The sequence below is a fragment of the Calditrichota bacterium genome, from assembly GCA_016867835.1.
Taxonomy (GTDB): domain Bacteria; phylum Electryoneota; class AABM5-125-24; order Hatepunaeales; family Hatepunaeaceae; genus VGIQ01.
Genome location: VGIQ01000080.1, coordinates 1 through 12,910 on the forward strand (window position 1 = coordinate 1; position 12,910 = coordinate 12,910).

At 58.8% G+C, this 12,910-nt stretch carries 12 protein-coding genes; 5 read left to right on the forward strand and 7 right to left on the reverse strand.

Going from position 1 to position 12,910, the window contains the following annotated elements:
* The first annotated feature begins 108 nt into the window (after nt 1-108).
* Nucleotides 109-1,656, forward strand: coding sequence for an L-glutamate gamma-semialdehyde dehydrogenase (gene pruA, locus FJY67_08605; protein ID MBM3329514.1), 1,548 nt, complete (start codon nt 109-111; stop codon nt 1,654-1,656).
* The gene (locus FJY67_08610; GenBank protein MBM3329515.1) at nt 1,527-2,828 is read left to right on the forward strand and encodes a PLP-dependent transferase; all 1,302 of its coding nucleotides are present in this window, start codon (nt 1,527-1,529) and stop codon (nt 2,826-2,828) included. Before pruA ends, FJY67_08610 begins: the two co-directional genes overlap by 130 nt.
* Here the strand turns inward: FJY67_08610 and FJY67_08615 are convergent, their stop codons facing one another.
* The 7 genes from FJY67_08615 to FJY67_08645 all read right to left on the reverse strand — a co-directional run bounded on the left by FJY67_08615 (nt 2,829) and on the right by FJY67_08645 (nt 11,158).
* Nucleotides 2,829-4,721, reverse strand: coding sequence for an iron/manganese transporter (locus FJY67_08615; protein MBM3329516.1), 1,893 nt, complete (start codon nt 4,719-4,721; stop codon nt 2,829-2,831). It abuts the gene before it with no gap.
* 246 nt (nt 4,722-4,967) lie between these two features.
* The gene (locus FJY67_08620) at nt 4,968-5,576 is read right to left on the reverse strand and encodes a metal-dependent transcriptional regulator (protein ID MBM3329517.1); all 609 of its coding nucleotides are present in this window, start codon (nt 5,574-5,576) and stop codon (nt 4,968-4,970) included.
* A gap of 141 nt (nt 5,577-5,717) precedes the next feature.
* Nucleotides 5,718-6,767: a tRNA preQ1(34) S-adenosylmethionine ribosyltransferase-isomerase QueA gene (queA, locus tag FJY67_08625; protein ID MBM3329518.1), complete on the reverse strand. Its 1,050-nt coding sequence runs from the start codon at nt 6,765-6,767 to the stop codon at nt 5,718-5,720.
* A 76-nt stretch (nt 6,768-6,843) separates the two neighbouring features.
* On the reverse strand, nt 6,844-7,944 hold the full coding sequence (locus FJY67_08630) for a hypothetical protein (GenBank protein MBM3329519.1): 1,101 nt from the start codon (nt 7,942-7,944) through the stop codon (nt 6,844-6,846).
* 385 nt (nt 7,945-8,329) lie between these two features.
* On the reverse strand, nt 8,330-9,655 hold the full coding sequence (locus tag FJY67_08635; protein MBM3329520.1) for a hypothetical protein: 1,326 nt from the start codon (nt 9,653-9,655) through the stop codon (nt 8,330-8,332).
* A 127-nt stretch (nt 9,656-9,782) separates the two neighbouring features.
* On the reverse strand, nt 9,783-10,787 hold the full coding sequence (ruvB, locus tag FJY67_08640; protein MBM3329521.1) for a Holliday junction branch migration DNA helicase RuvB: 1,005 nt from the start codon (nt 10,785-10,787) through the stop codon (nt 9,783-9,785).
* A gap of 26 nt (nt 10,788-10,813) precedes the next feature.
* Entirely contained in the window at nt 10,814-11,158 is a 345-nt protein-coding gene (locus FJY67_08645) for a histidine triad nucleotide-binding protein (GenBank protein MBM3329522.1), read from the reverse strand.
* A gap of 246 nt (nt 11,159-11,404) precedes the next feature.
* Here FJY67_08645 and FJY67_08650 point away from each other — a divergent pair, with 246 nt between their 5' ends.
* The 3 genes from FJY67_08650 to FJY67_08660 all read left to right on the forward strand — a co-directional run.
* Entirely contained in the window at nt 11,405-12,019 is a 615-nt protein-coding gene (locus FJY67_08650; GenBank protein ID MBM3329523.1) for a site-2 protease family protein, read from the forward strand.
* Nucleotides 12,020-12,043: 24 nt separating this feature from the next.
* Nucleotides 12,044-12,280, forward strand: coding sequence for a hypothetical protein (locus tag FJY67_08655; GenBank protein MBM3329524.1), 237 nt, complete (start codon nt 12,044-12,046; stop codon nt 12,278-12,280).
* 41 nt (nt 12,281-12,321) lie between these two features.
* Nucleotides 12,322-12,910, forward strand: a 589-nt coding sequence (locus FJY67_08660) for a DNA mismatch repair protein MutL (GenBank protein MBM3329525.1), incomplete at its 3' end; no start/stop codon positions are given.

Below are 12,910 nucleotides of genomic sequence, written 5' to 3' on the forward strand. Positions count from 1 at the left end.
AGAAGTATCTCACAGTTTATGGAACCGAACAAGAATACATCCAGAAGTTTCCAGGTATTTCACAATGGTCTCCGTGCAATAATCTCACAGGAAAATCAATAGGTTAGCATGCTCCCCCCTTTCAAAAACGAAACCCTGACCGACTTCAGCCGGCCTGAAAACCGGTCGGCAATGGAGTCCGCACTCACAGCCGTAAAGTCACAACTTGGCCGTCAGTATCCCGTCGTCATCGGCGGCAGACGTTACGACGGGCCCGATTACTTCGACTCAATCAACCCGGCCCGTCATACCGAGGTAGTCGGTCAATTCACCAAAGGCACCCGCGAAATGGCTCTCGAGAGCATCGAGACCGCTGCTCGAACCTTCGAGGAGTGGAAGTATGTCCCGCCCGACGAACGCGCACGCTACCTGCTCCATGCCGCCGCCATTATGCGCCGCCGCAAGCACGAATTCGCCGCGACGATGGTCCTTGAGGTCTCGAAGTCGTGGGTCGAAGCCGATGCCGATGTCGCCGAGGCGATCGACTTTCTCGAGTTCTACGCCCGTGAAATGATGCGGCTTGGGGCGCCGCAACTGATCACCCCCTATCCCGGCGAGGAGAACGAACTCTATTACATCCCCCTCGGCGTCTGTGCGGTGATTCCCCCCTGGAACTTCCCGCTCGCGATCCTGGTCGGAATGACCTCGGCGGCTATAGTAGCCGGGAACACTGTGGTCTTGAAGCCGGCTTCGACTTCGCCGCTCATCGCCTGGAAGTTCTTCGAACTGATGGAGGAGGTAAGTCTCCCGGGGGGAGTCCTCAATTTCCTGCCCGGCCCCGGCGGAGCCATCGGCGATACTATTGTCGATCACCCCAAGACGCGGCTCATCGCCTTCACCGGCTCAATGGACATCGGGCTGCGCATCCAGGAACGCGCCGCCAAGGTCAACCCGGGGCAAATCTGGATCAAGCGCACCATTCTTGAGATGGGCGGTAAAGACTTTATCCTGGTCGATGAAACAGCCGACCTCGACGCCGCAGCGGACGGCATCGTCGCCAGCGCTTTCGGTTTCCAGGGACAGAAATGCTCGGCTTGCAGCCGCGCTATTATCCACGAATCGGTCTATGATGATATGGTGGAGAAGATCGCCGCGCGGACGAAGAAGATCAAGATGGGTATTACGGAGGACCCGTCGAATGCAATGGGCGCCGTCATCGACCGGTCGGCTTATGAGAAAATCTACTCCTACGTCGACTTGGGCCGTCAGGAAGGGCGTATCGTGGCGGGCGGAGGCAAAGGACCCGAGACCGGCTACTTCATCGAGCCGACCGTCGTAGCCGACGTCATGCCTGACTCAAGGCTGGCTCAGGAGGAGATTTTCGGGCCGGTATTGTCGGTGATCAAGTGCCGCGACTTCGATGACGGCATCGCCATCGCCAACGGCACTATCTACGGCTTGACCGGCGGGCTATATTCCCACTCGCGCGAGCGACTCGAACGCGGCCGACGCGAACTCCATTGTGGTAACCTCTACCTGAACCGCAAGTGCACCGGTGCGCTGGTTGGAGTCCAGCCCTTCGGAGGGTTCAACATGTCGGGCACGGACTCAAAGGCCGGGGGATACGATTACCTGCTGCTCTTCACGCAAGCGAAGTCGGTCACCGAGCGGTTCTAAAAGGATATGACGTGAACCTCTCCACCCTTGCGGTCCATGCCGGAGCGCTTGAAACTCCTCAATTCGGCCCCGGCACAACGCCGATCTATCAAACGACCACCTTCGCGCTGACCGACGAAGTCTATGCCGCGATGCGTGAAGGCCGGTCGCGCGACATCCTCGTCTATTCGCGCTACGACAATCCGACCATTCGCGCTGTCGAGCGCAAAATGGCAGCACTCGAAGGCGCCGAGGATGCGCTCCTCTTCAGTTCCGGTATGGGTGCGATATCGGGTCTATTTGGAGCCTATCTGAGGCCGGGCGACCGGCTGGTCATATCGGACAACCTCTACGGATACACACGCACACTGGTCGAAGGACCAGTGCGCCGGTACGGCGTCGAGGTCGTTTTCGTCGCAGGCGCAGATGACCGGCAGTGGGAGGAAGCCCTCCGCCAACCGGCTCGGATGGTCTATTGTGAGACGATATCGAATCCCCTGCTGCGGCTGGTCGATCTACGCCGCGTCGCCGGGCTGGCCCGGGCGGCCGGCGCCATCTCCGCCATCGACAACACCTTTGCGTCGCCGGTCAACAGCCGGCCGCTCGGCGATGGTTTCGACCTCGTCATCGAAAGCGCCACCAAATATCTGAACGGCCATACTGACGTAACAGCCGGCTTCGTATCGGGCTCCCATGCCTTGATCAAACTACTTTGGGAGCACCGTACCGCCTTTGGCAGCAATGCCGACCCGCATGCCGCCTACTTGCTTGAACGCGGAATGAAGACCCTGGTCCTGCGGGTTGAATGCCAAAATCGCAGCGCCGCCCGGGTTACAGATTTCCTCTCCGAACACAAGAGCGTCGAGTGGGTTACCTATCCGGGCCATACCAATCACCCTCAAGCCGATCTGGCACGCCGTCAATTGACTGGATTCGGAGGCATGGTCGCCTTTTCGGTCGGAAGCGACGAACGCGCAATCAACTTGATGCGCTCCCTCAAGGTGATAAAGGAAGCGACCAGCCTCGGAGGGGTCGAGTCGGTCATTTCCATGCCGATGAACACTTCCCATGCCCGAATGTCTATCGAAGACCTGGCCCGTCACGGCATCACTCCCGGAACGCTGAGGCTTTCTGTCGGGATCGAAGAAACCTCCGACCTGATCGCCGACCTGGAGCAAGCTCTTACAGCCTGACTATACCCGAACCAGAAAGACCGGTATCCCCAACTTTCTCCGCACCGGCGTCGCGGTCGAGCCGGTGAAGAAACTGACCGGGAACCGGTGCCCATGCTGCCCCATCACCAAGAGATCGAGGTTCGCCTCCCCTGCCAGCCGAATGATCTCCCGGGATGGCTCGCCGAAGCCGAGATGAGTCTCCACTTTATGTCCCAGCGCTTCGATTTCCCCTTTTAACTGCTTCAGATAACTGTCGTCGGCGGCGACCTCGGCGTCCGATGACTCGTCCTTCCAGAATCTCGGCCCCATCCCCTCGGCGACATGGATCAGGATAAGTGACGCCTCGTTCTGCGTAGCGAGCGGGATCGCTTGCGCCAGAATCTGTCGGTCGCGTTCGGTCGCTTCGAGCGCCACTCCGATGCGGCGGTAGGGCTCGGCTCGCAAGTCGGCAGTGGTTATAGCTTTGTGGATCGCTTCCCGCCTCCGCTTGGCTTCTTTCAGGAAGGGGCTGAACGTTACATAGAGCAGCAGCCCTCCGATAAGCCCCGCTAACGGCAGCGCGACCAGCCATATCAGCGCTACGTTCTCACCGGCAGTTCCGATCCAATCGCCAAACGTGTCGGTTACCAACTTCAGGTTCAGTCCGACGATGATCGCCGCGACCAGCCAGGCCAGAATAACTACCCACAACTTGTTGGCAAACTGCCCCATGCGCTTCCCGTCGCTGGTGAAGTGAATGAGCGGAATCACGGCAAACGGCAGTTGCAGAGACAGGATTACCTGCGACAGGATGAGCAGTCGGTAGGTTCCTTCTGCGCCCATTAGACCAATAGTAATCGCCGCCGGGATGATCGCAAGTGACCGCGTGATCAGCCGGCGCACCCAGGGCTTGATTTTGAAGTTGATGAACCCTTCCATCACTACCTGACCAGCCAGCGTCCCGGTCAGGGTCGAACTTTGTCCGCTGCAGAGAAGCGCCAGCCCAAAGGCGAAACTTGCGACGGCTGTACCCAGGAGCGGTGACAGAAGCGCGTGTGCCTGTTCGATCTCAGTTACCATTTGCCCGCTCTTGTGAAAAACCGCAGCCGACATTACCAGAATCGCCGCGTTGACAAAGAAGGCCGCATTGAGCGCCACCGTCGAGTCTATCAGGTTATACTTGCAGGCTTGTGCGATGTGCTGCGGCGTCCGACGGATATCGCGCGTCTGCACCAGCGCTGAGTGAAGGTAAATGTTGTGAGGCATCACCGTCGCGCCAAGGATGCCGATGGCGACATAGAGGCTCTCCTTCGAAAGCCTCGGCACAAAGCCCTTGGCTACCTCACTCATGACCGGCTTGGCCAGGATTATCTCGATCAGGAAGCAGCCGCCGATGGTCGCTACCAGCGCCAGGATAAAAGCCTCTACTTTGCGAATGCCAAGGTGCTGGAAATAGAGCAGCAGCATCACGTCGGCAGCAGTAACGAAGACCCCTGTCAGGAGCGGAATGCCAAAGAGGAGATTTAGCCCGATCGCAGTTCCCAGCACCTCGGCCAGGTCGGTAGCAATGATAGCAATTTCGCAGACGATCCAGAGTGCCAACCCGATCGGTCGGGGGTAACTTTCCCGACAAGCCTGAGCCAGATCGCGTCCGGAAACGATACCGAGCCGCGCGGCAAGCGTTTGCAGGAGCACGGCCATCAGGTTCGACATCAACAGCACCCAGATCAACTGATAGCCAAACCGCGCTCCGCCCTCGATGTCGGTCGCCCAGTTGCCCGGATCCATATAGCCTACGCTCACCAGATAAGCCGGCCCTACAAAGGCAAAGAGCCGCTTGAAAAGCCCTACCTTGTCGGGAATCGCAACCGAAGCGTGAACTTCAGCCAGCGACTGCGACCTGGTCTGATGGGATGAGGAAATGGTGGACATTACACTATTAAGAAATTAAATATTATAGGTTTACTATTGCTTGTGCAAGGACGCATCGAAGCGCTATTGTCAAGTTGGGACAATCAACGTATCAAAAGCGTCGTTCCCGCGTAGGCGGGAATCCAGTCAAGTCAACCTTGTCTGGAGGCTCGCTTTTGCGGGCAAAACGATCTTTGCATTCTATGCCCGTCTAATCAAGCAGACACCAAGTCCTTTTCGTTCAGAATGTCATCGTAGTGGGACGCCTCACACCTCCCTGACCCGCACCTGCCCGGCCGCTCTGAGTCCAATCTGACAGTTTTGCCCGTTCACCTCCAGGACCAGGCCGCCCTCGTAGGGAACCTTTTCAACGATCCGTATTCGCGCTCCCGGCCGGATACCGAGACGCCCGTAGTAAGCGAGCAAGGCATCGTCCTCGTCTCCCACTTGCGCAACAATCGCCTCCACGCCAGCAGACCAATCGAGGAGCAATACTGAGTCGTCGCTCGCTATTGATCCATCGGTATGAGGGATCGGCGCGCCGTGCGGATCTCGCTCGGGGTATTCGAGAAACTTCGCCAGTCGCTCAATGAACCGCTCGGAGACGCTGTGCTCGAGGCGATGCGCTTCATAATGAACCTCATCCCATCCGTAGTTGAGCGTCCTTGTAAGGAAAGTCTCGATCAGGCGGTGCCGGCGGAGCAACCGTCCGGCTTGCCGCTGCCCCTCAACCGTGAGTCGGTAACGGCGCGAATCGGTCCGGGCAATCAAGCCCTTCCCTGCCATTTTAGTCAACATCCCGGTAACCGACGGCGCTGCAACGCTGAGTGCTTTCGCCAGGTCGCTCGTTCGGGAGGCTTCAGACTGCCGCGCCATAGCCAGTAAGTAGTCCTCTTCTGCCTGTGTTAGGGGCTGTGCGGTTGTAGTAATAGTATATCCTACTAATCGATTTAGGTGCACCTAATATAGGGATGAGATGCGCCTATGTCAAGCGAGATGGATTGCTTATCGAGGTTTCTACAAAAGGAGCATGGCATCGCCGTAGGAGTAGAATCGGAATCCCTCGTCCATTGCAGTCGAGTAGGCGAGGTTGATCAGGTCCCAGCCCGCAAATGCGGCGACCAATTGCAGGAGGGTCGAATCGGGGCGATGAAAGTTGGTGAAGAGGCGATCGACGACACGGAAAGTGTAAGGTGGAAAGATGAAAAGCCCGGCTGCGCCTCGACCCGGCAATATAGGCGAGTGCTTAGACGCCGCATCTTCAAGCGCCCGGACTGAGGTCGTCCCAACTGCGGTAACCCGGCGTGATTCAGTTCGGGCATCAGAAATTGCCTTGGCAGCCGGATCCGAGATCTGATAGGTCTCGACCTGCATCCAGTGCGACGAAAGGTCACTGGACCGGATTGGCGCAAAGGTCCCCAGCCCGACATCGAGGGTGATCCGCTCTATTTGACAGCCACCTGCCGACAACAAAGCGAGCAGTTCCGATGTCAGGTGCAACCCGGCAGTCGGCGCCGCAAGTGAGGTTTCCCGGTCAGCATAGACTGTCTGATAACGTTCGCGATCGTCATCTTCAGCCGGACGCTTGATGTAGGGCGGCAGCGGAGGCGCCCCGTTGCGATCCAGATAATCGAGCAGGCTGCGGCCCCCCGCCGACTCCCATACGCCATGCCAGCCGGTCTCGTCCCGCCGGCGAACGAGCCTTAAGGTTGCATCTTCCGGCAGGAGAATCGTCGTCCCCGCCGGGATGCTGCGACGGATATGATCGACAAGGACTTCAACCGAGCCGGTGGCCGGATCGTATGTGCCCGCGAGGAAGAGCACTCCGACCCGGCCGCCGGTGGTCTTATGTCCCTGAACCCGCGCCGGGATCACCCGGGTGTCATTCAACACGACCAGGTCGCCCTTCAGGAACTGCGGCAGGTCGCGGACGATGCCGATATGGACAACCTTCCGTAGGTTACGGTCGAGCACCAGGAGCCGCGCTTGATCGCGCACCGGCGCAGGATGAAGGGCGATCCGGTCGGGGGGTAAGAAGACGTTGAATTCGGGGGGGTGAAAGTCCATATTTATTCAAAAACGTCGAATCCGCCGGGGGGGCGGATTCGACAACCTTGAGTGGATCGCGCAACCCGCGGAGGATTTACATCCCCCACATATACTTGAGCGAAACCTGGAACGCCAGCGGACCGGACGCGCCGGTTACCAGATAGGGGCCGCGGGTGAAGAAGCCCGGATCGACGTGAAAGTCCGCCGAGAAGGGGCCGCGATTGTAGGCCGCGCCGATATAGAACCGGGTCGTCGCGCCGCTGACCGTCTCTTCATCGCCGTCTGCTTCCTTCACGGTGTTGACCGTCCATTCCCGAACGCCGCCGAATCGGAAGGTGAACTTGTCCGAGAGCGGGGCTTCCATTCCGCCCTTGAAGTAGGGCAGCAGCCACATATCGGTCTCTTCTGTGCCGCCGGCGACATCGGTCTTGCCGCTCATCATCCGGATGCCGATGTCATCTACGAACATCACATCCTTGGTCGGCCAGTAGTTGTCGCCGAAGCCGATGTCGAGCGTCGTCCAGTCGTCCTTTATTGAGGTGCCGCCGGGCTTGTGACCGCCGGATGCCGTCTGGAACGAGAAGTGAGGCACGAAGGTCCACTTGTCGTCGTGCATCATCCAGTAGCGGGCTTGGATCGTGATCGTCGTTCCGCCTTCGCTCTCATTGACGGTGGCGCCGGAGGCGTCCTTCGCTTCCCAGGAGAAAGACGAAAATGAGAGCGATGTCTCGAGGTTTTCCATCAGCGTCAGGCCGAATCCGAGGTTGAGGCCGAGTCCAGAGTGAGCCGTCTTATCAGTCCCGGTCATCTCATGGCCGTTTCCAAAGAGCGCAAACGTGAAGCCGAACGGCATCCCGCCCAATTCCCGGGCATACATCAACTGGATCTTCTCGTCCAGTCCGCCCGCAGGATAGGGCATATAGGGATCCATCCACTTCATCGTGGACCAGTAACTACCCAGGGTGAAATTGCCCATCTGTTGATGGACGCCGGCGCGGTCGATCGCGCCGCCCGAGATGTCGATGGTGCCCAACTCCTGGTATTTGGCCAGCAGTTGGGGCCACATGAAGACATTCTCCTCGTCCATCAGGGCGTAGTTGTTTTCGCCCAGGGTAAGTTGGCGGGTCTGCGTCGCCATCGACACGCCCGCGGTGAGCATCATTACGATGCAGAAAAATGCGGTTAACTTCCGCATAGGACGTCCTCGCGTTAATGGTTGGTTTGTGCCGTGCCGGAACGCCGCATCTGGTGCCGCGAGCGATTCCCGGACGCCGCAATATACATAGCGCCCTGCCTGTTGTCAAGCCCGTTTCTGCAGTCTTTTTCGTCACTTCCCTCCAAACAAACTGACCCCTCATCTTATCTTAATAATATCATATATTTGCCAATTTGTGGACTGCTCCCGCCTCGTTTGCCTTTCTTCTCATACGCAGGACAAAAACAAAATCGGATCCGATTCGGATCCGATTTTGGACGGCACAAGCCATTTGAAGCGCCGGACGTCTTCCGTCTGTCGCGGCACGGACCGACGGCTCCCGGCGCCCCGGTCTGTCCGTCATGCCCGACCGATTAGCGCCCGATCAGAACATCACCCGGATGTTGAAATAGACGTTGTTCTTCGGGTAGTAAGCCGGCTTGTCGCCCGTTGCATCCGCCGCGAGCACCTCCTCGCGGAGATCGAGGTCGGTGTAGAGTGTATAGCGGATGTTCTCCCGCCATAGATAAGTGATCGCCGGAGTCAACATCTGTGAATCGAGTGCCGGGAAGTCGGGCGCCGTCAACTGATCGTATTGCAGCGCCGGGAACCACTTGCCCATCTGATACCCCGCTACGAGCGTGATGCTGGAGAACTCAAACTCGGTCTTGGAGGAGTCGGGGTGCACGAGTTTGTAGTTGTCTTCCTTGCCCATGGCGTAGGCAAACTGGACATCCCAGCCGCGCGTCCGGAGATTGAACTGGGGCGTGATGCGGGAGAAGGCATTGGTATGCTGCTTCGCGTCGCCCGGTGCCGCGCCGCTGGTGTTGGCGGCATCGGTGCCGCCCATATACCAAATCGTGGCATTCGAGCCGGCAAAGTCAGCCATTTCTTCGGGCACATCGTAGCGACTGCCGACCCAATAGCCCCAGGTGTTGTTGGGATTGGTGCCCGTGGCGTTGCCGCCGGGAGTGATCCCCGCCCAAAGCGTAACCGGACCGTTCCAGCCATACCACTGCGCGCCGTGCCGGGCGCTCCGCATGTCGAGGGGGTCTTCCGCTATGTTGGCTCCGGTCGCGCCTCCCGATGTCTTCAGCGCAAACGCCTTCGACTTCGGCGCCGCCGGAAGTTGCGGCAGGCGGTCGGGATAACTGGCGAACTCGAGCGCGCTGATGTTGCCCAACTGGAAGTTCACCATCGTCCCATAGAGGCGATGAAACCCCATATAGAACCAGTTGAACTTGAACCCGCCCTGGACGTGCTCGGCTTCGATGAAGATCGACAGGTAGCGCGTGATGCTTCCGGCCCAGAACAACTGGAACCAGTCGGTGTTGCCGAATGTGTAGCGGGTCTCGTAGTCCTCCTTCTTGTCGGTGCCCTGTTCCACGCGCAGGTCTTTGGTCGTCATCTTGAAGGGGGTCAGGTTGAGCCGGACGCCGAGGAAGTTGTTCACATCATCGACGACCAGTTCGCTGCCGAGTTCCTTCTTGCCGACCTTGTCACCATCGGGATCGGAGTCGGGATCCTGATACCCGTTCCAGAGGAAGCGGTCGCCGTAGGAATTGAGACGGGGGAAGATGCTGTGGCAGGAATTGCAGGACATTCCATACTTGCGGCTCCACTGGGTCGTCGCGTCAGCGGGAGTCACCAGCGAAATGACGAATATAGCCGCTAGCAGAGGCAGCAGGACTTTGATTATTCGGGAAGCCATGGATTACTTCTCCTGAAGTAGTGTGATTGGTGAAATCTGCTGCGTAGCATGTAGCCGTTCACTTGTGTATCTTTACGCAGCAAGTGTAGTTTTGCATCAGTTAAGCAACTCCCGTGCCATACGACTCTTACAATAACGAGGATTGCGTCGTCTGGTTCGATCTGCCGAATACCCTCCGCGCCAGCCCCGTCGCCTTTCGGCCCCGGGAGGTGCGTTCGAGAAAGCCCTGTTGGATAAGGAAAGGTTCGTAGATCTCTTCGATGGTGTCGGTCTCTTCGCCGACCGCCACGGCAATAGTCCCCAATCCGACCGGCCCGCCGTTGAACTTATCGAGGATCGCGAGCAGGATCCGCTTGTCCATATCGTCGAGGCCGTTGGCGTCGATCTCCAGCCGTTCGAGGCCGTGCCGCGCTAAGTCAAGGTCTATCGTCATCCTTCCGGCCACCTGCGCAAAATCCCGCAGCCTTTTCAGGAGCCGGTTGGCAATGCGCGGCGTTCCCCGCGACCGGCGCGCCACTTCCATCGCCGCTTCCTCGTCGATGGCGATACCCAGTAAACCGGCTGAACGTCTGACGATCTTGAGAAGGTCGTCCGGCCCATAGTAGTCGAGGCGCGAGACGACGCCGAATCGCGCCCTCAGGGGAGCAGTAAGAAGCCCGGCCCGGGTCGTCGCTCCGATCAAGGTGAACTTCGGCAGGTGTATCTGGATCGACCGCGCCGCCGGGCCTTTGTCAATCAAGATGTCGAGGGCATAGTCCTCCATTGCCGGATAGAGGTATTCCTCGACGACGTTGTTGAGCCGGTGAATCTCGTCGATGAAGAGCACATCGCGCGGCTGAAGGTTGGTCAACAGCCCGGCCAAATCGCCGGGCCTTTCGAGTACCGGCCCCGACGTAACTCGGATTTCAACGTCCATCTCCCGCGCAATCAGGTGCGCGAGGGTCGTCTTGCCGAGTCCCGGCGGCCCTGAGAAGAGGCAATGGTCGAGCGCCTCGCCGCGATCCCGCGCCGCTGTAAGGAAGACGCGCAGGTTCTCGACGACTCGCGCCTGCCCGACGAAATCGTCCCAGATGACCGGACGGAGCGATTTTTCTTCGTCTATCTCGCCGGTCAGGGGCGTCGGCGTAGTCAGCCGTTGAGGCGGCTTAGGTTCGTCTTTCACCCCGGGGGCCAACTCATCCTTCTCCCGCCCAGCAAATGCAGATGGAGGTGATAGACCTCCTGTCCGCCATCGACCCGGCAGTTGAAGAGCAACCGGTAGCCCTTCTCCGCGATCCCCATATCGTCGGCCAGGCTATTGGCAGTCAATATCATATGCGCAAGCAACTCGGCATCGTCCGCTGTAAGGTCGTGCACCGTGGCGATGTGCCGGCGGGGGATGATCTGGATGTGCGTCGGCGCCTGCGGCCGGATGTCGCGAAAGGCGACGATCCGGTCGTCCGAAAAGACCTGGGTCGAGGGGAGATCGCCGGATGCGATCTTGCAGAAGATGCAGGTTGACATTGCGGTTCCGGGCTAATCGATGGATGATTCATTATAAGGCTAAAATGTGAGCAGTGAAAGGGGGGACGCGTAGGGTCGGATTGTAATCCGACTCTACAGGTGGACGATTTGAATATCGCCTCTACACGGGCAACTATTAGCCGCCCTTTTTTGGTGATGGCAAAGCGTTAGACTTTCGGTAACCGGTGAGTATATTAAAGGAGATTAACTGGAGACGATTTGCCCGATCTCGCGACCTTAGTACTGCTGATACCCCCTATTCTGGCTGCGCTGACGATCCACGAGTTCGCCCATGGCTGGGCGGCCTGGAAGTTGGGCGACCCGACTGCCTACCAGCAGGGACGACTCACCCTGAACCCGCTCGCCCATCTCGACCCCATTGGGACGGTGATGCTCTTTCTCTTTCATTTCGGCTGGGCCAAGCCGGTGCCGGTCAATCCGTTCAATCTGCGTCGCCCCAAGACCGATATGATCTGGGTCGCGCTTGCCGGGCCGGTGTCGAACGTCTTGCTGGCAGCCATCGTAGGTATCTTGATCGAGCCGCTGATGAACGCCGGTCTGATCGAGCCGTTCGGAGTTTTCTACCGGATGATGACGCTGGCGGTCTTCATCAATCTGATGCTTGCCGTCTTCAACCTGCTGCCGATCCCGCCGCTGGACGGATCGAAAGTCGTCGCCGGATTGCTGCCTTATGAATATCAAGCCGGTTGGGCACGTTTTGAGATGGTCGGCCCGTTCGTTCTGATAGGGCTCATCCTGATTGGTCAATTGACGGGCGTGTCGATTTTCGGGGCGACGATCTTCCCGGTCGCCGATGCGCTCTACCGCGCCTTTACCGGTGGTCTGCCGGTCATTATTTGACGCTCATGGTGCTTGATGCCGATATTGCCGCTTCGCCAGCCGCGACGATTTGGCTATAAGTCGCGAACTGGATCCGAAGACGACGGGCGCATCAGATTTCGGCGCATTACGTCCTTCGATCCTCACGACACAGTGCGTTATCCGCGGGTGTTGATCGTCCTGCTGGCAATAATAGTCATAATCTTGATACTGCTGGGTGGACCGCGACGGCTCGCCGGGCCGTTCGACCTATCGCCTGCCGATGTCGCCGGCAAGCCCTGATGCTGCTTTCATTTATCCATCATCCCTAATCCAATATCCCTTTGCCCCGTATAGAGACTCTTCCCCAGGTAGTTGCCGACAGGATCGCCGCCGGTGAAGTCGTCGAACGGCCTGCCGCTGTCGCCAAGGAACTGATCGAGAACGCCCTTGACTCCGGTGCGACGCACGTGACGTTGATAGTCACCGATGCCGGTCGGACGATGATCCGGGTAATCGACGACGGCGCCGGGATGACGCCGTCCGACCTCGTCGCTGCCATAGGACGCCACGCCACCTCGAAACTGCGCCGCTTTGAAGACCTCGAAGTCCTCACCACGTTCGGTTTTCGAGGTGAAGCGCTTCCCTCCATTACGGCGGTTTCACGTCTCGAAATCACCAGCCGGGCACGAGGCGAAGAGATCGGCGCCCGGCTCAAGGTGAACGGCGGTGTCGTCGAAACCTGCGAACCGGCCGCCTGTCCCGAGGGCACCTCCGTCTCGGTCAGTCACCTTTTTCACAACGTCCCGGCCCGCCGCAAGTTCCTGCGCAGCGACGCCACCGAGTTCAAATGGATCGCCCAGGTCTTTCGCGCCTTCGCGCTCGCCTTTCCGGAGATCGCCTTCGACTTCTACAAGGACGACGAACGGCTCG

What these genes read in the sequence shown, in the direction of transcription:
- pruA (MBM3329514.1), top strand. Translation starts at nt 109, where the DNA reads ATGCTCCCCCCTTTCAAAAACGAAACCCTGACCGACTTCAGCCGGCCT.
- FJY67_08615 (MBM3329516.1), bottom strand. Translation starts at nt 4,721, where the DNA reads ATGTCCACCATTTCCTCATCCCATCAGACCAGGTCGCAGTCGCTGGCT.
- FJY67_08620 (MBM3329517.1), bottom strand. Translation starts at nt 5,576, where the DNA reads ATGGCGCGGCAGTCTGAAGCCTCCCGAACGAGCGACCTGGCGAAAGCA.
- queA (MBM3329518.1), bottom strand. Translation starts at nt 6,767, where the DNA reads ATGGACTTTCACCCCCCCGAATTCAACGTCTTCTTACCCCCCGACCGG.
- FJY67_08630 (MBM3329519.1), bottom strand. Translation starts at nt 7,944, where the DNA reads ATGCGGAAGTTAACCGCATTTTTCTGCATCGTAATGATGCTCACCGCG.
- FJY67_08635 (MBM3329520.1), bottom strand. Translation starts at nt 9,655, where the DNA reads ATGGCTTCCCGAATAATCAAAGTCCTGCTGCCTCTGCTAGCGGCTATA.
- FJY67_08645 (MBM3329522.1), bottom strand. Translation starts at nt 11,158, where the DNA reads ATGTCAACCTGCATCTTCTGCAAGATCGCATCCGGCGATCTCCCCTCG.